Source organism: Xanthomonas hortorum, from assembly GCF_024339125.1.
GTDB lineage: Bacteria > Pseudomonadota > Gammaproteobacteria > Xanthomonadales > Xanthomonadaceae > Xanthomonas > Xanthomonas hortorum.
Map to the genome: position 1 here is coordinate 2,571,600 of NZ_CP101417.1, position 17,765 is coordinate 2,589,364.

Here is a 17,765-nt window from a genome sequence, read left to right on the forward strand (position 1 = left end):
TCGCACGCCACCGGGTGACACGCCACTGTGCGTCCTACTCAGCCAGGAATGAACGGAAACACGATCTTCAACAATCCCTTCAAGCCGCCCTCGGCGGTGCTGGCCACGGCCTTGGCACCGAGACTGTTGAGTGCGCGCCGCACGTCTTCCCACCGTAGTTGCGCAATGTCCTTCTTCAACAGATCCCCCACTTCTTCAGCGGTGGGCGTGAGCTTTTGCAGTTCACGCACGGTGGCCTGCGGATCCGGTTGCAGATAGCCCCAGCGTTCGGCGATCTTCAGCAGCGTGTCGAAACGCACCGCAACCACTTCGCGATTACGCTCGTACACCGGCAGGGCGCCGACATCGAGAATGGCCTGCTCGAATTGCTGCGCATCGTCCGGGTGTTCGATACGCACGGCCAGAAATCCTTCCTTGCGGCTGCGTTCGCTGACGTGCTTGGCACCGGAGCGCAGATTGTCTTCGGTGAGCACGTTGGCGACGATGCGCTGCATCGCCGCATCGCCCTCTTCGGGCACCAGCGAGCGCCAGCGCGCATAGCCGTCGCGGCGCAAGGCCTTGACCTTGGCCGAGGTCACCCGCAGGTGCAGCGCTACCATCGCGTTGGAGCTGTTGCGCGAGATGGCGCCGTCGCGTTCTAGCAGCACGAAGATCAGCAATTCCAGATCGCGCTTGGTCAGCGACTGGAAGCCCTGCAGCAGGGTCAGGCGCAGGAATTCGTTGCCGAAGGCGGCTGCGTCCTTGAGTTCGATCGGTTGCATGGGGGAGTCCTCTACAGGTGATCTGCAGGATGCCAGGACGCTGTTGCGCGACCTGAGAACCAATGCGACGCGGGCAGCAGTTTCAGCGTCCGGTTTCGCGCCCCGGGCGATCGGATCTGAACGTTTCAACTGCGCCGCGATCCTGCAAGGTGACGAACACCTGTTTGCCATCGGTGCCGCCGAACGCGACATTGCTGGCCTTGCGGCCTTTCAGTGCGACCGTACGCAGCAACTTGCCCTGTGGCGAGACAATCGCAATCTGCCCGGCGTCGTAGCGGCCGATGTAGAGATTGCCGTCGGCATCGCAGCGCATGCCGTCCATGCCGAAGTCGGGGAATTGGATCAGCAGGCGTTTGTTGCGCAATGCGCCGTCGACGCGGTCGTACACCCACACCTTGCGCGATATGCTTTCGTTGACGTAGAGATGCTTGCCGTCGGGGCTGACGTCCAGCCCGTTGGGCGTGGTCATGCCGGCTTCCAGCAATTGCACGACGCCCTCGCGACTGATCTGCCACAGGCGCCCGCTGTTGTCCTTCCAGTTCGGGTCGCTTGCATAGAAGCTGCCATCGGGTGCGAGTGCCAGATCGTTGGGGCCATCGGCATCGGGCAGCGCGGCGAAGGTGCTCACTGCGCGCGTTTGCATGTTCACTTGCAGAATCTTGTGGCCGGTGTAATCGGCCACATACATCGCGCCGTCGCGGAAGCGGATGCCGTTGCCGGTGCTGCCTTCGGGCAAGGTCACAAAGACCTCCGCTTTTGCGCTGCCATCGGCGTGCAAGACGATGCGTGCGATGGTGCCATCCTTGCCCAGATTCACCGCATAGAGCGCGCCATCTGGCCCGGCTGCTGGACCCTCGGCGTTATGCGTGAAGGCGCCATCGCCGATCAGGTCGCGCGCAACGAAGGGCGCATCGGCGGCAACCGCGAGCGAGCTGGACAACAGCAACGCCAAGGGAAGGAAACGACGGCGTGCGACAGCGATCATGCGGCATGCTCCAGATGGGATCGTTAGCAGTGTGCCAGAACGTGCGCCGCGACCATGGCTGTGATCACGCACGATCAAGTAAGGTGCCGGGGCAGCATTGGCCGACGGCGACCAGTTTCACGATGGCGCCCACCTTCGGGCGGCGCGATTGGGACGCGGTGCGGCATGTATCCGCTGGCACTCCGGTTGAGTGCGTCGTCGTCAAATGACGATTGCGCGCGCTGGCTGTGTCAGCCGCTCTCATCTTGCGAAGGAGGTTTGCATGTCCGTGGAATCGATCACACGTCGCCGCTTGCTCGCTGCCTTCGGCGGTGCAGGCATTCTGCTTGCTGCGCCCGGCTGGGCATTGCCGAAGAAAAAGCCTGGAAAACCGCTGAATGTGGCGTTGGCCGGCCTGGGCAGTTATGCCAGCGAACAACTCGCGCCGGGTCTGGCATTGACCAAACATTGCAAACTGGCCGGTATCGTCACCGGCACTCCCTCGAAGATTCCGCAGTGGCAGGCCAAGTACGGCATCGCCGATCGCAACGTCTATAACTACGAGAACTTCGATCGCATCGCCGACAACGACGAGATCGACGTGGTGTACATCGTCACGCCAACCCATCTGCATGCGCCGCTGACCCTGCGCGCGGCGGCGGCCGGCAAGCATGTGTGGTGCGAAAAGCCGATGGCGATGCACGCCGGCGAATGCGAGGCCATGATCAAGGCCTGCAAACGTAACAAGGTGGCATTGACGATCGGCTACCGCATGCAGCACGAGCCCAATACGCGTCGCCTGATTGCGATGGCCAGCGAAAAGCCGTTCGGCGCGATGCAGCGTGTGCGTGCCGAGGCCGGTTACAACGGTTATCACGATGCGACCAAGGCCGATCGTCCGTGGCGGTTGCGTTCGCAATTCGGCGGCGGTGCGATGTACGACATGGGTGTGTATCCGCTCAATGCCGCGCGCTACACGGTGGGCACCGAACCACTTGCGGTGACGGCCAAGCGCTGGACCGATCGTCCCGACCTGTTCGACGAAGTCGACGAGCATATGGACTTCACCCTGGAATTCCCCAATGCGGTGCGCGCCGAGTGCAAGACCAGCTTCGGCAAAAACATGAATGTGCTGCGCGCCGAGTGCGAGCGCGGCTGGTACGAGCTGTCGCCGTTCCAGAGCTATCAGGGCGTGACCGGCAAGGCCAGCGACGGGCGCGTGTTTGACGCCAAGGTGCCGCACCAGCAGGCGTTGCAAATGGACGAAGACGCACTGGCGATCATCAACGGCACTCCGCTGCGTGCGCCGGGCGAAGAAGGCCTGCGCGACATCCGCATCGTCGATGCGATCTACCGCTCGGCCCGCGAGGGCAGCAAGCGAATCGTGCTCTGATCGCGCCCAGCTCCGTCAATCGACGGAGCTGCCCGCCGAAGCGAAACGATCAGGCTGGCGCGCACCAGCCTGCCACGATGAAGTCCCCAAGGGCCGTGCAGTCCATCACCGAAAGCGGCTGCCCAGCAATTACACCGGACTGCCATCAGCGCGACTGGCGCAGGTGAATCACCACACCAACTCACGCGACACCCGCCAGCACCCACCGCAATAACAACGCCACCAATCCGCGCTTTTACGATTCCCCAATCCCGATTCCCGAATCCCAGCTCCTAACCCCGCATCGCCAGCACCGTGATCTCCTCACGATCGTGATACAGCTGCTTGGCACGCACGATCAGCGATTTCTCGGACTGTTGCTCAAACAGATCCAGACACAGGCGGGTTTCGTCCCAGCGCTTTTTCATCGGCAGCTTGAGATTGAAGATGGTATTGCGGCACCAGCCTTCGCGGATCCAGGTGGCCATGCGTTCGGCGACGCGACGCGGTTGCTCGACCATGTCGCAGACCATCCAGTCCAGCGGCTGCGCAGGCTTCCAATGAAACCCGTCGGCGCGCAGATGCTCGACCAGACCGGTTTCCAGGACATGCTCGCGTACCGGGCCGTTGTCGACGCTGGTGACATGCACGTGCTGACGCGTGAGCACCCAGGTCCAGCCGCCAGGCGCGGCGCCCAGATCGGCCGCGCGCATGCCTGGCTTGACCAGCGCTTCGCGTTCTTCGGGTGTGAGCAGGGTGAGCAGTGCTTCGTCGAGTTTGAGCGCCGAGCGCGATGGCGCCTCCGGCAACAGTTTCAAACGTGGAATGCCCAGAGGCCACGGCGCACTGTCGGCGCTGTCGGCCACCGCCAGCAGGGCGTGGTCGCCATCGAGAAAGCAGATGTGCAGGCGTGCCTGGCGCGGCTGCGGTTTGTCGGTGAGCAGGCCGGCCTTGCGCAAGGCCGGACGCAGCGCATTGCCGAAGCTGCGTGCCAGCCCTGCCAGCGGCTTGCCCGCGTCCGAATCCGGGTGTTCCACCCATAGATCGCCGAAGCGCTGCTGCCCTTCCAGTGCGGCCAGGATCGGCGTGATGCGGTCCTTGGGGTCGATGCCTTTCAGCTCGGCAATCACCACCAGCTTCTGCCGCGCGAAGATCAACTCGCGCCAGTGCAGCTTGGCGGCCAGCTGTGCGGCCTCATCGCAGACGAACAACACATAGCCATCGTTGCGTTGCGTGCGCGCATAGCCGGCGATGCCGACGAATGCGGCGCGTGCGCTCAACTCGGCGGCCAGCTCCGGCTCGAAGCCTTGGCGGCAATAACACAGCAGGCCGCTCATCGCAGTGCCTGGCGTGCTTGATCGAGGCGTGCGAGATCAATAATGGTCACCGCCGCCCTCGCCATAGTTACGCAGCACGGCGCAGGCCTGGTCGCGATGCACGTCGCGCACCACCTCGATGCCGCGGCGGGTGAGTTCGCCCACCCAATCGGCGGGCAGCGGGCCTTCGTCGAATTCGGTCAATGCCATCACGTCTTCGGCGCGTGCGCCGATCAACAGACGGTCGATGCCGGCCCACACCGTGGCGCCGTAGCACTGACAGCACGGCTGCGCAGAGGTGGCCAGCGTCACCGGTGAGAGCACGTCGTTCAGGCGCGGGGTCTGCAGGCGCTGCTGCGCGAGCATGTAGGCCATATTCTCGGCATGCGCCAGCGAGGTGGTCTGCGGCACCACGCGGTTCACTGCCGCAGCGATGATGCGGTGATCCGGGCCGAACACGACCGCGCCGAACGGGCCGCCGCTGCGTTCCTGCACGTTCATCCGCGACAGCTCGATCGCCAGCGCCACCTTGTCGGCGTCGCTGGGATAGGCGCGGCTGTCGTCGACATGCGCGTGGATCCAGTCTGGCAGCGTGAGGTGGACTTGCGCGTAAAGCATCAGTGGACCGTTTCGGTAGAGGGGGGAGCGGGGCGCAGTGTATCGGCCTGGGCGTCCTTTGCGGCACATTGCCCGGCCACGCACTGGCAGGCGCTGATCTCGCGGAAGCCGCACACGCTCATCATGCCGCTGGCCTGGCACTGCGCCATCACGCCTTTGGGGTCGGTGGCGCTGTCGACGTTGACGCAGGCGGGAAATGCGCCACAGCAGTTGCCGACGTTCTTCACGGTGCAATCGGCATCGGTGCGACAGGTGGTGGTGACGGTGATCGGCTTGCCGGTTGCCGGCCCGCTTGCCGAGCCGGTGGCCGGAGGCGGCGTGGTTGCATCGGTTGGTGGTGCGGCCACGCAGCCGATCGAGACAAGGCACGCCAGCAACACAAAGCTGCTCAGACACCGGGACAAAAGACGGGACATGCGGCCGCTCCGATCAGGACATGTGAGCTGCCATGGTAAGCCCCTGATGTGCGGAGTGTGGCAAGACGTGGGTCAGTCACCGCTGCCTGGTTTGGATCTCCACGTTCTAGACCATGTAGTTGTTGATGAAGTGGTTGGTCAGTGGGGATAACTCAGTTGTAGAGCGGCTGGTCTGTAGCTTGGCTGTGGGACCCTTGCCCGCCCACCGTCGCGGGACACGCCGCAAGTACGTCCGTGTAGGCTCTTACGCGGCATCCATGCCGCGTAAGGTCCCGCGACGGTGGGCGGGCAAGGACCAGTCGAGATGGTCGGTGTGCAGAGTTTTCAATAAAACAGCCGGCAAAATTTCTGGTGCGGTGTCCTCGCCGATTGCGGGACCGTGTGGCGGCATGGATGCCGCCACCGAGCTTACACGGACGTACTTGCGGCGTGTCCCGCCAGCGGCGAGGGCACCGCACACTCGTGCATGCTTCAGGCCTTACGGCGGTTTGGTCGTGTCCGTAGTAGCGATTTATCACCAGCTGATCTTGTGCAGACAATGAGGCCGGGTAATCCGTCTCAGTAGAGTCCATTGCGGTTTATCACGCATTGCAAGCCGACTGTGTCATTTCGCTTCCGCATGCAGCGCCGCGCACCACAACACGCCGACCAATAAACAGGTAATAGCGGCCAGCTCCAGCGGCGTGGGCAGGCGCATTTCCCATGCAAAGCCGTACAGCAGCGCAAAGATCGTTTCGAACACGATCATCTGGCCGACCAGGGTCAGTGGCAACACGCGGCTGGCCCGGTTCCACAAGGCGTTGCCGATCACCGAGGCCAGGATGCCCAGCAACAGCGAAATGCCCCAGAAACCTGCCCATTCGATCGGCACGTGCGTCGCGCTGCCGATCAGCGCGGCCGGTGCCAGCACCAGCGCCAGTGCACCGGTGACCACGCCGGTCAGCAGCGACCAGTCGCCGCCGGACAGGTCCGGGCGCCGCCGCAGCCAGCGTGCATTGACGATCGAATAGGCCGACCACGATGCCAACGCACCGAACGCGCATAGCAGTCCCGCAATGCGCGTGGCACGATCGCTGGCGTGCTGGCCAGAATCGTGTTGCAAGGTATCCAGGGCGACCAGCGCCACGCCAATGACGCACAACAGGCACGGCGCAGCCAGGCGCCGCAATTGCACTGCGCCGGCGGCACGCGTGCCGATCACGGTGACCACCACCGGCAGCAGGCCAATGATCAGCGCGGTGGCTGCACTGCCGGCCCATTGCACTGCGCTGCCGAGCAGCACGTAATAGATCAGATTGCCCAACAAGCTCAGACGCACCAGCGCCCACCATTCGGCACGCCCCATCCGCGCAGCGGTCTGGCGCGCGCGCGGCGCCAGCACCAAGGCCGCCACCGCGCCGTACGACAGATAGCGTGCCACGGCCAATTGCAACGGCGTAAATGCCGCCAGCAATTGCGGCGCCAGGAACACCAATCCCCACAACGCGCCTGCACCGATCCCGCAGGCGACACCCACCATCAAGCGCTCACGCATCGTGCTGCTCCTTTATGCCGTGCAGCATGCAATGAAGTGCGGCACGCAGGCTCCATTGCGCTTGTTCAATTGTTCATTAGCTCAGAAGACAACGCTCTGAGGTGGCGTCACGTGGGGTGCGTGACGCGCGTGGCAGCCAGCAGCGCGCCGCTAACCGGATGCCACGCGTCGCTGCAGCTGTCACTGCCGATCCGCACCGAATGGTAGCCATCCGGTGCGGAGTTGATTCACTTGGCCCAGGTGTCGCGCAGGGTCACGCTACGATTGAACACCGGCGTGGCGGCACTGTGGTCGCGGCGATCGGCAACGAAGTAGCCGGTACGCTCGAACTGGAACGACTGCTCGGGCGCAGCCTGCGCGGCGCTTGGCTCCACATAGCCGTGCACGCTGCGCTTGGACTCGGGGTTGAGATAGTCGCGGTAGGTCTTGCCTTCGGATTCGTCGTCGGGCTTTTCGACCGAGAACAGACGATCGTACAGACGGATTTCCGCTTCCACCGCATGCGCGGCGCTGACCCAGTGGATGGTGCCCTTGATCTTGCGATTGGCGCCTTCCATGCCCGGACGCGATTCCGGATCCAGCCAGCCACGCAGCTCGACGATCTCGCCAGCAGCGTCCTTGATCACCTCGTCCACGCGCGCAATGCCGGCACCGCGCAGGCGTACTTCGCCGCCCGGCACCAGACGCTTCCAACCCTTGGGCGGCACTTCGGCAAAATCTTCGCGCTCGATCCACAGCTCACGCGAGAACGGCACCTCGCGCGTGCCGAAGCTCTCGTCCTTGGGGTGATTGGAAAAAGTCAGCGTCTCGGTGTGGCCTTCCGGCAGATTGCTCAGCACCAGCTTGATCGGGTCGATCACCGCCATGCGGCGCGCGGCGGCCGTATCCAGATCCTCGCGCAGGCAGCCCTCCAGCACCGAGAAATCGATCAGCGAATTCTGCTTGCTGATGCCGACCCGATCCACAAACAGGCGCATCGCCGCCGGCGTGTAGCCGCGTCGACGCAGGCCCTGCAGCGTGTACATGCGCGGGTCGTCCCAGCCGTCCACCAACTGTTCTTCCACCAGCGCGGTGAGTTTGCGCTTGCTCATCACCGTGTAGTTGATGTTGAGGCGCGAGAACTCGATCTGGCGCGGTTTGGCCGCCTCGCGCGGCAGGCCCTTGTCCAGCAGCGGCTGCAGCAACTCCGGATGCGCGGCCAGATCCACCTTGTCAACGCACCAGTCGTACAACGGGCGGTGGTCTTCGAATTCCAGCGTGCACAGCGAATGGGTGATGCCTTCCACCGCATCGCCCAGCGAATGCGCGAAGTCGTACATCGGGTAGATCGGCCAGGCGTTGCCGGTGTTCTGATGCTCGACATGCTTGATGCGGTACAGCGCCGGGTCGCGCAGGTTGATGTTGCCGCTGCCCATGTCGATCTTGGCACGCAGCGTGCGTGCTCCATCAGGGAATTCGCCGGCGCGCATGCGCCGAAACAGGTCCAGATTTTCATCGGCACTGCGCTCGCGGAACGGCGAGTTGCGGCCGGGCTCGGTCAGCGTGCCGCGGTACTCGCGCACCTGCTCGGCGGACAGATCGCAGACGAAGGCATGGCCATCGCGGATCAATTTTTCCGCCGCCAGGTAATACACCTCGAAGTAGTCCGAGGCATGGCGCAGCTGCGCCCATTCGAAGCCCAGCCAGCGCACGTCGTCCTGGATGGCGACCACGAACTCGGGGTCTTCCTTGGCCGGATTGGTGTCGTCCAGGCGCAGGTTGCACAACCCGCCGAACTCGGAAGCCAGGCCGAAATCCAGGCAGATCGCCTTGGCATGGCCGATGTGCAGGTAGCCGTTGGGCTCGGGCGGGAAGCGGGTGCGGATGACCGTGTGCTTGCCGCTGGCCAGATCCTCGCGGACGATCTGGCGGATGAAGTCTTTCTTCTCCGCCGGGGCGGTGGCGTCGGTGGCTAGGGTCTCGGACATGCGCGCATCAGCAATAGGTAAACCACAAGTTTAGGCGGTGGCACCGGTTTAGGGGTAGGACGCGTGTGGGTAGCCGGGCAGTTGGCGGCGATCGCGCGCCTTCGCTACCTGCGGGCAAGCACCGGGCTGGCAAGGGCTCCGTGTGGTCGACCTCAGGCAGGACCAGCTGCATCGGCGAGCGATAACCAGGCTGGCCGTCATCGCCGCCGACGCGTACGCTGCGCCGATCCTTCGGAGTGCCCCACGCATGCCATTGCCCCGCCTGGTGATCGGCGACAAGACCCTGTCCTCATGGTCGCTGCGCCCGTGGCTGCTGCTGCGGCACTTCCAGGTGCCGTTCGAGGAGATTGCGCTGCCGCTGGAGACGCCCGAGTTCCAGGCCCGCATCGCCGGCTATTCGCCGACCCGGCAGGTGCCGGTGCTGTGGGACGACACCCTGCATGTCTGGGATTCGCTGGCGATCTGCGAATACATCAACGAGCGCTGGCTCGCCGGGCGCGGCTGGCCGGCCGACCTGGCCGTGCGGGCGCAGGCGCGCGCCGCCGCCGCGGAAATGCATTCGGGCTTCGCCGCCCTGCGTACCCAACTGCCGATGGATCTGGCCCGCGCGCCCGGCCCCGCGCACTGGGACGCGGCCGCTGAGCGTGACATCACCCGCATCCAGGCGCTGTGGGCAAGCCTGCGCGCCGAGCATGGGCACGCAGGCCAGTACCTGTGTGGTGAGTTCGGCATTGTCGATGCCATGTTCGCCCCGGTCGCACTGCGCTTTGCCAGCTACGGCGTTCCGCTGTTCGAAGCCGCTGGCGACTATCTGGCCGCACTCGATGCCTTGCCGGCACTGCGCGAGTGGAAGCAGGGCGCCGAGCGCGAACGCCTGGGGCGTCATTGACCATGCAGATCGCGTATCGCGCCAGCCACATCATCGGCGCGCATCTGGCCAAGCACGCGCTGGAAGATGCGGGCATCACCGCGTTTGTGTTCGGCGAGTCGCTATTGGGCGGCGCCGGCGAACTACCCGCATTCGGCGTACTGCAGGTCTGCGTGGCCGACCTGCATCTGAGTCAGGCGCAGGCGGTGCTGGCTCAGATCGGGTTGTGCGAGGAGGTCACGCGGGCGGTGTGATATTCATGGCGGCAATCGGCACGTAGCGAGCGGTTGAGTAGTCGTTTCGTTAGCTACTCTTTCGAGTCGTGGTGTGGCTTGGTGCAGTCAAATGTCTAGGTCAAGAGCCTGGGTGGTCGAGGGCGCGGTGCCCTCACCGCTTGCGGGACACGCCGTGAACCCGTCCCTGGGGGCTCGGTGGCGGCATCCATGCCGCCACACGGTCCCGCAAGCGGTGAGGACACCGCGCCAGAAAGTTTGCCGGCTGTTTTATTGAAAACCATGCACACCGACCATCTCGACTGGTCCTTGCCCGCTCACCGTCGCGGGACCTTACGCGGCATGGATGCCGCGTAAGAGCCTACATGGACGTACTTGCGGCGTGTCCCGCGACGGTGGGCGGGCAAGGGCCCTGCAGCCAAGCCGCAGATCATCCGCTCTAAAACTTAACTCTGCTGACGCCCCCCGGCGGCGCAGCATCCTGCGCGGCGAGGGCGCGCAGACGCTGAAAGAACGTACTTGCAGCGTGTCCCGCGAGGGTGGGCATGCAAGGGCCCCACAGCCAAGCCGCAGATCATCCGCCCTAAAAACTTAACTCTGCTGATGCCCCCCGGCGGCGCAGCATCCGACGCGGCGAGGGCGCGCAGACGCTACTACAAGGACGTACTTGCGGCGTGTCCCGCGACGGTCGGCGGGCAAGGGCCCCACAACCAAGCCGCAGACCATCGGCTCTAAAAACTTAACTCTGCTGACGCCACCCCGGCGGCGCAGCATCAGGCGCAGCGAGGGCGCGCAGACGCTTGAACAGCACCGTGGTTTCGGCCACGTTCCAGACCCGCAGCGCGACCTCGAAGGTGTCCAGGGGCTTGGTCAAAAAATCCTTCGCGCCGAGGCCTAACGCGCGATGGCGTGCGCTGCGGCTGGGGTCGGCGGTGAGCACGATCACCGGCAAAAAGTGGCCGGGGTCGGACAGCCGCGCCAGTTGTTCCAGCAGCGCATAGCCATCCAGCTCGGGCATTTTCAGATCCAGCAAAATCAGGTCCGGCGCAAATGCAGACACCAGCCCCATCACCCGCAATGGGTCGGTGGTGGCGATCACCTGCTGGAAGCCTTCGCGCTGCAGCAGGTCTTCGAGCAACCGCACATTGGCCGGCTCGTCGTCGACGATGAGGATGCGGGAACCCAGGATTTCGTCGCGTGTCATGCCAGCAGCCCGTCGATCACAGTGAAGAATTCCGCCACATCGAGCGGTTTGGTCAGATACGCGCGTACGCCCTGATTGCCCACACGTGCCAATGTGGCAGTGGTGGCATCGGCGCTGATCACCACCACCGGCACCTCCGCAGTGGCCGGCTGGCTTTGCAACTCGCGCAGCAATTCTTCGCCATTGCCATCGCTCAAATGCAGATCCAGCAGGATCAGATCCGGCAGGCCTTGCTGCAGCAGCTCGCGCGCCTGCGCCAGGCTGGCCGCTTCGAGCAGTTGCCACTGCGGGCGACGCTCGCTGAGGGTGCGGATCAAGGCCTGGTTGGACGGATTGTCTTCGATGCTCAGCAACCGACACACACCGCTGCCGGCGTTGCTCGGCGGCAGGATTATGCGCGCCGGCTCGCTGCGTTGCGGGTCGCCCTGCGGCAACGCAATCCAGAAGCGAGCGCCATCGCGGCTGCTGTCCACGCCGATGCGACCGCCCATTGCCTCGATCAGGCGCTTGCTCAACGCCAGCCCCAGACCGGTGCCTTCCACCGCCGAACGCTCTGCACCCAGCCGCTCGAACGGCGTGAACAGCCGTTCGATCTGCGCTGGCGTGAGCCCCGCGCCCTGGTCTGCAACGGTGATGCGCACCTGCTCGCCATCCGGCTGCGCGCTCACCTGCACCTGGCCGCCGGTGCGATTGAACTTGACCGCGTTCGACAGCAGATTGAGCAGCACCTGACGCAGCCGCTGCGCATCGGCGCGCACTGTCCACGGCCCGTCGATGGCGGCCGGTTGCAGCGCGATGCCGTACTTGTCCGCGTCCGGGGCGATCAGGCCCAAGGCTTCGTGCACGGCGGCACGCACCGAGATCGGTTCCGGGCTCAGATCCAGCTGATCGGCTTCGATACGCGCGATATCCAGCAGCTCGGTGATCAATCCCAGTAAGTGCCGGCCGGCACCGAGAATATGTTGCAGATGGCGTCGGTGCGCAGGTTCGGGCAGATCCATTTCCAGCACCTGCGCGTAGCCCAGAATCGCATTGAGCGGCGTGCGCAATTCGTGGCTGCTGCGCGAGAGGAATTCGGTTTTTGCGCGGTTGGCGGTTTCGGCCTCGCGACGTGCCAATTGCGCTTCGGCCGCGCGCGCGGCGAGCAGTTCGCTGGCCTGGGCCAGGCGCTGACCGACCTGGCCCAGTTCATCGCCTGCACGCGGCTGTGGTGCCAGCGGCAAGCCTTCGCCCAGCCGATCCGCATTGGCCGCCAACGTGCGCAAGCGCCCGGACAACGCCGATGCGAACCACGCCACCGCAAAGACCGCGCCCAGGCCACCGAGCATCGCCGCGCTCAAGGTGATGATGAGATTGCGCTGGCGCAGCCCCTGCGCCTTGGCGGTGCGCACCTGCAACTGCGCGGTTTCGTAGTTGCGCAGTTCGCGCAATTCGGCGCGCAGGATGTCGAGTTTGTACTTGCCGTCCCAGAGCTGGCGGATCTCTTCTTCGCGGCTCAGATCCGGTGCCAGCAAACGGCGCCAGCCCTGCATTTTTTCGGCAAATAACGGTTTGATGCGCGCAAACCGCTGCGCTTGCCCCGGGTCGGTGATGCGTTGCGATAGCCGCTCTGCCACGCGTTGCAAACGCGGTTCGGCATCGCGATACGGGGTGAGGAATTCATCGCGGCGCACCAGGCGATAACCGCGCACGCCGGCTGCGGTTTCTGCCAAGAGTGCGTGCGCTTCGTAGAGATCGCTCAGCACTTCAAGGGTCTGCCGCACATCGTTTTCGGCGGCGATGTTCTGCCGTTCCACGCTGTAGATCGCCATCAGTGCGACCGCCAGCAGCAGCAGCGGCAAGGTCACCACCGCCAGACTCTTGCGGGTGATCGGCCAATCGTTCCAACGCACTGCCAAAGCATTCATAGCGCGAGTCCGGCATGGACCGCGTACACCGCGGCCTGGGTGCGATCTTTTACCTCAAGTTTCTGCAGGATTCGCTCCACATGCACTTTTACCGTGCCGGGAGAAATCCCCAGTTCAGCTGCGAGCGTGGCGTTGGTGAGCCCGCGCGGGAGCAGCGAGAGCACCTGTTTCTCGCGTTTGCTCAGCGCGCTGAGGCGATCGTCCTGCACCGGTTTACGCCGGCGCGTGGCGAGCGGTTTGGCCGGTTCGGCCACCATTGCCGGCAGCAATAGCGCGAACGCTTGCAGCGCCTGCACATCGTCGTTGCCGGGTGCGGGGCGGCTGTCGTTCCAGGCCACGCACAGCATGCCGTGGGTGGTGCCCAGCGCATGGATCGGGACCTTGGCTTCGCGCATATCGGCCGGGCGCGGTGGCATCAACCAGGCCGCCTCATGGCTGTCGCCGGCAGCGCTGGCGCCGGGCGGCAGTGCGCGGCCGCGGCTGGCGAGTATCTGCGCGCGCGGACCGCGTTGCGCCAGCACCGCGCCGTGTTCCAGGCCCAGCAACAGCAACATGCGTCCCAGCACCGCATCGCAGGCCTGCTCCGGGGTCTGGGCCTGCCGCAGCGCCACAGCGGTCTCCCAGAGCGCTTGCCAACGTGCGCTATCGGAGGCGTCGCGTCGTAGCGCAAGACGCCAATCGCCAGCAGTGGTGGGGGTTTCCATGTCTTGCCTCTAGGCCGATCAGCATATTTGAGTATATGCCACTCGGCAGAATTTTCGAGGCCGGGCGATTTCGATACTGAGCCTGCCCGATGAGGCACCCCCATCAACTACACGGAGATTCCCCATGCGTCGCACCTTTATCTCTCTGGTTCTGGCTCTGGCTGCCACCCCGGCGCTGGCTGGCGGCGTGATGCACTACACCGACAAGGCCAAGCTGCCTGCCGATGGCGAAGAGCGCGAAGTGGCGGCGTTGTTCGACACCTGGAACGCGGCGCTGGCCACCGGCAACCCGCACAAGGTTGCCGATCTGTACGCACCGGACGGCGTGCTGCTGCCGACCGTCTCCAACGAAGTGCGCGCTTCGCGGGCGCAGATCGAAAAGTACTTCGAGATGTTCCTGACCAAGAAGCCGCAGGGCGTCGTCAACTACCGCACCGTGCGCGTACTCGATGAAGACAGCGCGGTGGATGCCGGTGTCTATACCTTCACGCTGACCGACAAGGACGGCAAGAAGAGCAAGGTGCAGGCGCGCTACACCTTCGTGTACGAAAAGCGCGACGACAAGTGGCTGATCATCAACCACCACAGCTCGGCGATGCCGGAAGTGGACACCGCCACTGCCTCGTTGACCAAGAAGTAATGCCGTATTGGCCGTAGTGGCTTGAAAGCCGCTACGGCCGGTGCCATCCAGCAGGCAACCCTTACACACGCGGGAGTTGCACCATGCTGGGAATCGGCGCCTTCAAGCAACGCATGCCACGTCCAGGCGAAGCACTACCGGGGCGCGAGCAAGCGCTGCCGCTGCACAACACGCACCTGATCAACGGCCATCCGTTGCGCGGGGAGTTCACCGGCCTGGCCCAGGTGCAATTCGGGCTTGGCTGCTTCTGGGGCGCAGAACGCAAGTTCTGGAACGTGCCAGGGGTGTACAGCACGGCAGTGGGTTACGCCGGTGGCGAAACGCCCAATGCCACTTACGGCGAAGTGTGTTCCGGACAGACCGGCCACACCGAAGCGGTGCTGGTGGTCTATGACGCACAGGCGGTGTCGTTTGCGCAATTGCTGCGCACCTTCTGGGAAAGCCACGACCCCACCCAGGGCATGCAGCAAGGCAACGACGTCGGCACGCAATACCGCTCGGCGATCTATTGCACGACACAGCAGCAATACGACGCTGCGCTGGCCAGCCGCGATGCGTACCAGCAACAACTGGACGCAGCCGGGTATGGCGCAATCACCACGGAGATCCGTTTCCCGGCACCCACGTTCTATTACGCCGAAGACGATCACCAGCAATATCTCGCCAAGCACCCCAATGGCTATTGCGGGCTTGGCGGAACGGGAGTGAGCTGCCCGATCGGGCTGGATGCCTGACGGAAAGGCGGGTCGGATTGAGCGCTGTCATCCATTGTGATGACGTGCCGATGGCCAACAGTGACCGGCAGCGTTATCACGATCAGGCAGCGCATGGGAGTGCATGCCAGGCAACTTGAATGGCTACGTTGGAGACAACGTGGCCATCTTTTTTTGCGGCGGTCGCAAGGCAATGTCTGCGACGCGGCGGGGAGCAGCGATGCAATGCGTGCAGACAATCAGCTGTGCCGGTTCAGATCCGCCGGCTCACATCTTCCAGGTCAGACGAACTCACCGGCGAACATGCCGCGCAGCTGCGAGAGCATGTCGGTGCGTTCCGGATGCAGCAGTCGCATGCAGGCCAGCGCGAAACCGACCGGGCTGGTGCCGGGCGCGGTGATCACGCCGTCGGCAGCGACGACTTTTTCGTGGCGATAGTGTGCAGCGCCTGCATAAGGCACCACGTGTTCCTGCAGAAAGGCCAACGTGTTGCTGGTATGCGCGCGGTCGTCGAGCAAACCGGCATAGGCCAATGCGATGGTGGCGCCGCAGATTGCAGCGACCGGGCGCTGCTGTTGCACGCGTTCCACCAACAGGCCGCTCAATCCGGGAATCTCGCCGGCCTGCCAGCGTTCGCTGCCGGGCAGGATCCAGAGATCGGCCTCCAGCGGTGCCAGATCGGAAAGCGCGAAGTCCGGTGTGATGCGCAAGCCGCCAATCGACTGCACCGGCTGGCCGTCGATACTGGCGATGGCAACCTGGTCGCCGAACCATTCACGCGCCGCCGGCAGTACGACGCCGATTTCCCAATCGGCCACGCCGTCGACCATCACCACTGCAATGTTTGCCATTGTCCGCTACGCCAGTTGAGGAATCCGAATTCTAGGCAGTGCGCGCGCGGCGGTTGTAAGCGTTGTGTGGAGGATGGCGCTGAACGAAATCCCAGAAACGACAACGCCCGCAGGCTGATAAGCCGCGAGCGTTGGCGTCACACAACCGTGATAGGCAATCAGCCGGCGAGTTTGTCGGCGATGGTCTTGCGCAGCGCCTGCAGATCCTTGGCAAAGGTGTCGATGCCGCTGGCCAGCTTGTCGGTGGCCATCGGGTCGGCGGCCAGATCGGTGGCGAAGCTGTCGCTGTCGATCGGGGTGATCTGTGCGTTGTCTGCTTGCGCAGGGGAGAGCTTGCGCGGCAACTCGCCGTGTTCGGCGTCGAGCTTTTCCAACAGCTCTGGCGAGATGGTCAAACGATCGCAACCGGCCAGCGCTTCGATCTGCGCGGTGGAGCGGAACGAAGCGCCCATCACCACCGTGGACGAACCACGCTGTTTGAATTCGTTGTACACCGTGCGCACGAACACCACGCCCGGATCTTCGTCGATGCTGGCCGGGGTCTGCCCTTGGGCGACGTAGTAATCCAGGATGCGGCCAACGAACGGCGAAATCAGGAACACGCCGGCTTCTGCGCAGGCAAGCGCCTGCGAGCGGTTGAAGATCAACGTGAGGTTGCAGTCGATGCCTTCCAGCTGCAACTGGCGGGCCGCTTCGATGCCTTCCCAGGTCGCTGCGATCTTGATCAGGATCTTGTCTTTGGACACGCCGCGCTCGGCATACATCGCGATGAACTTGCGCGCCTTGGCGATGGTGGCTTGGGTGTCGTGCGCCAGGTCGGCATCGACCTCGGTGGAGACGCGGCCTGGCACCAATTCGGACAGTTTGGTGCCCACGCCGACGGTGAGACGGTCGGCGACTTCGTTGACGGTGGCCGTGCGATCTTCGCCGCCGTGTTCGCGGCCCCAGGCCAGTTCCTGCTCGATCAACTCCGCATAGACCGGCAGGTCCAGCGCTTTTTTGACCAGCGTGGGATTGGTGGTGCAGTCGACCGGCTTCAGGCGCTTGATGGCGTCGTAGTCGCCGGTGTCGGCAACAACGACAGACAGCTCACGCAGTTGAGCAAGCTTGGAGGGGGATGCAGTCATGCGGGTTCTCTCGAATCGTGGACGGGTCGGGGATAGGACGCAGCGCGTTACGTTAGCGCGCTCAGCGTTGTAAGTCGTCGGCCAGTGCATGTTGGTCGTGCACGGCAGTCACACGCAGGCGCAGGTCGCGTCCGTCTGGCGTGCGCCAGTCGATGCTCTGGCCGACCGACAGGCCAAGCAGCGCACTGCCAACCGGCGCGAGCACCGAAATGCGGCCGTGCTGTACATCGGCCTCGTGCGGATACACCAGGGTGAGCGTATGTCGTTCGCCATGCAGCTCATCTTCGCAGTCGATGCGGGAGTACATGGTGACGACATCGCCGGGAATCTGATCGGCTGGCACAACGCGTGCGCGGCCCAGTTCGTCGCTCAGCGCAGTGGCGGCGGGATGCTTGTTGAACGCGGGCGAATCGAGCAATGCCTCGAGACGGGCGAGGTCATGGCTGGACACAAGAATGGACGGCGGCAAGCCGCTGTGGTGTTGCGAAGGCATGGCAATCTCCTGACGACGACGGCTCGCCAACACGGTGAGCGTCATCTACAAGATGAGGGCGCCGTTGGTCGATCGCA

The 17,765-nt window shown here is 64.2% G+C and carries 18 protein-coding genes; 5 read left to right on the forward strand and 13 right to left on the reverse strand.

Going from position 1 to position 17,765, the window contains the following annotated elements; all coding sequences use genetic code 11:
- Nucleotides 1-38: 38 nt before the first annotated feature.
- Both NMB96_RS10865 and NMB96_RS10870 read right to left on the reverse strand, forming a co-directional pair.
- A complete protein-coding gene (locus NMB96_RS10865; protein ID WP_023902956.1) occupies nt 39-761 on the reverse strand; it encodes a hypothetical protein in 723 nt (240 codons plus the stop codon).
- 82 nt (nt 762-843) lie between these two features.
- Entirely contained in the window at nt 844-1,746 is a 903-nt protein-coding gene (locus tag NMB96_RS10870; RefSeq protein WP_023902957.1) for an SMP-30/gluconolactonase/LRE family protein, read from the reverse strand.
- Between the two features lie 262 nt (nt 1,747-2,008).
- Between NMB96_RS10870 and NMB96_RS10875 the strand changes: the two genes are divergently transcribed.
- On the forward strand, nt 2,009-3,118 hold the full coding sequence (locus NMB96_RS10875) for a Gfo/Idh/MocA family protein (protein ID WP_023902959.1): 1,110 nt from the start codon (nt 2,009-2,011) through the stop codon (nt 3,116-3,118).
- A gap of 272 nt (nt 3,119-3,390) precedes the next feature.
- Here the strand turns inward: NMB96_RS10875 and rlmM are convergent, their stop codons facing one another.
- The 5 genes from rlmM to NMB96_RS10900 form a co-directional block, all read right to left on the reverse strand.
- The gene (rlmM, locus tag NMB96_RS10880; protein ID WP_023902960.1) at nt 3,391-4,434 is read right to left on the reverse strand and encodes a 23S rRNA (cytidine(2498)-2'-O)-methyltransferase RlmM; all 1,044 of its coding nucleotides are present in this window, start codon (nt 4,432-4,434) and stop codon (nt 3,391-3,393) included.
- Between the two features lie 36 nt (nt 4,435-4,470).
- A complete protein-coding gene (locus NMB96_RS10885; RefSeq protein ID WP_023902961.1) occupies nt 4,471-5,031 on the reverse strand; it encodes a nucleoside deaminase in 561 nt (186 codons plus the stop codon).
- Nucleotides 5,031-5,447: a hypothetical protein gene (locus NMB96_RS10890; protein ID WP_255086871.1), complete on the reverse strand. Its 417-nt coding sequence runs from the start codon at nt 5,445-5,447 to the stop codon at nt 5,031-5,033. The genes NMB96_RS10885 and NMB96_RS10890 overlap by 1 nt, the downstream gene beginning before the upstream one ends.
- A gap of 604 nt (nt 5,448-6,051) precedes the next feature.
- Nucleotides 6,052-6,981 (reverse strand): DMT family transporter, encoded by a 930-nt coding sequence (locus NMB96_RS10895; protein WP_023902765.1) that lies wholly within the window; start codon nt 6,979-6,981, stop codon nt 6,052-6,054.
- A 227-nt stretch (nt 6,982-7,208) separates the two neighbouring features.
- Nucleotides 7,209-8,948: a glutamine--tRNA ligase/YqeY domain fusion protein gene (locus NMB96_RS10900; RefSeq protein WP_255086872.1), complete on the reverse strand. Its 1,740-nt coding sequence runs from the start codon at nt 8,946-8,948 to the stop codon at nt 7,209-7,211.
- Between the two features lie 247 nt (nt 8,949-9,195).
- On the opposite strand from NMB96_RS10900, the gene NMB96_RS10905 reads away from it, so the two are divergent.
- Nucleotides 9,196-9,837 (forward strand): glutathione S-transferase family protein, encoded by a 642-nt coding sequence (locus NMB96_RS10905; protein ID WP_023902767.1) that lies wholly within the window; start codon nt 9,196-9,198, stop codon nt 9,835-9,837.
- 2 nt (nt 9,838-9,839) lie between these two features.
- Entirely contained in the window at nt 9,840-10,070 is a 231-nt protein-coding gene (locus NMB96_RS10910; protein WP_255086873.1) for a putative signal transducing protein, read from the forward strand.
- A gap of 718 nt (nt 10,071-10,788) precedes the next feature.
- Here NMB96_RS10910 and NMB96_RS10915 read toward each other — a convergent pair.
- From NMB96_RS10915 to NMB96_RS10925, 3 genes are read right to left on the reverse strand one after another with little or no spacing between them, the layout of a single operon-like run.
- A complete protein-coding gene (locus NMB96_RS10915; RefSeq protein WP_006452452.1) occupies nt 10,789-11,253 on the reverse strand; it encodes a response regulator in 465 nt (154 codons plus the stop codon).
- A complete protein-coding gene (locus tag NMB96_RS10920; RefSeq protein ID WP_255086874.1) occupies nt 11,250-13,160 on the reverse strand; it encodes an ATP-binding protein in 1,911 nt (636 codons plus the stop codon). The genes NMB96_RS10915 and NMB96_RS10920 overlap by 4 nt, the downstream gene beginning before the upstream one ends.
- The gene (locus tag NMB96_RS10925) at nt 13,157-13,864 is read right to left on the reverse strand and encodes a helix-turn-helix transcriptional regulator (RefSeq protein WP_255086875.1); all 708 of its coding nucleotides are present in this window, start codon (nt 13,862-13,864) and stop codon (nt 13,157-13,159) included. The genes NMB96_RS10920 and NMB96_RS10925 overlap by 4 nt, the downstream gene beginning before the upstream one ends.
- Before the next feature lie 124 nt (nt 13,865-13,988).
- On the opposite strand from NMB96_RS10925, the gene NMB96_RS10930 reads away from it, so the two are divergent.
- Complete coding sequence (locus NMB96_RS10930; RefSeq protein WP_104550462.1) at nt 13,989-14,504, forward strand: SgcJ/EcaC family oxidoreductase; 516 nt, start codon at nt 13,989-13,991, stop codon at nt 14,502-14,504.
- An 83-nt stretch (nt 14,505-14,587) separates the two neighbouring features.
- Nucleotides 14,588-15,238 carry a peptide-methionine (S)-S-oxide reductase MsrA gene (gene msrA, locus NMB96_RS10935; RefSeq protein WP_023902772.1) on the forward strand — a complete coding sequence of 217 codons (651 nt, stop codon included), beginning with the start codon at nt 14,588-14,590 and terminating at the stop codon, nt 15,236-15,238.
- Nucleotides 15,239-15,498: 260 nt separating this feature from the next.
- Here msrA and NMB96_RS10940 read toward each other — a convergent pair whose 3' ends face one another.
- From NMB96_RS10940 to rnk, 3 genes are all read right to left on the reverse strand, one after another.
- Nucleotides 15,499-16,068 (reverse strand): type 1 glutamine amidotransferase family protein, encoded by a 570-nt coding sequence (locus NMB96_RS10940; RefSeq protein WP_023902773.1) that lies wholly within the window; start codon nt 16,066-16,068, stop codon nt 15,499-15,501.
- A 158-nt stretch (nt 16,069-16,226) separates the two neighbouring features.
- Nucleotides 16,227-17,195, reverse strand: coding sequence for a transaldolase (tal, locus tag NMB96_RS10945; protein ID WP_023902774.1), 969 nt, complete (start codon nt 17,193-17,195; stop codon nt 16,227-16,229).
- A gap of 61 nt (nt 17,196-17,256) precedes the next feature.
- Entirely contained in the window at nt 17,257-17,688 is a 432-nt protein-coding gene (gene rnk / locus NMB96_RS10950; RefSeq protein WP_023902775.1) for a nucleoside diphosphate kinase regulator, read from the reverse strand.
- Between the last annotated feature and the right edge of the window lie 77 nt (nt 17,689-17,765).